Source organism: Pseudomonas sp. AC463, from assembly GCF_979253585.1.
Window position 1 is genome coordinate 1 of record NZ_CEEDDZ010000787.1, and the last position, 259, is coordinate 259.

Sequence of the window (259 nt, forward strand, 5' to 3'; positions counted from 1 at the left end):
GTCTGTGGCTGATGTGCTGGTGGACCTGGGTATCGACGAAAAACGCATCCAGGTCGAAGGTTATGGCGACCAGGACCCGGTGGAGGCCAATGCATCCGAGCGGGGCAGGGCGCAGAACCGTCGAGTAGAAATCGTATTCTCCGATGCAACAGGCCAACTGGGCGCCGCCCGCTAAGCATTTGGCGCAGCTCGAAAGGTGGGAGGGGGCTTGCCCCCGATGACGGCGTGTCAGTCACCAACGAAGGTGACTGAACCACCG

At 61.4% G+C, this 259-nt stretch carries 1 protein-coding gene; it reads left to right on the plus strand.

Features of this window, described 5'->3' with window-relative positions; all coding sequences use genetic code 11:
• On the plus strand, nucleotides 1-175 hold a 175-nt coding region (locus AC0IYH_RS32370; RefSeq protein WP_471838428.1), incomplete at its 5' end, for an OmpA family protein.
• Nucleotides 176-259 lie beyond the last annotated feature (84 nt).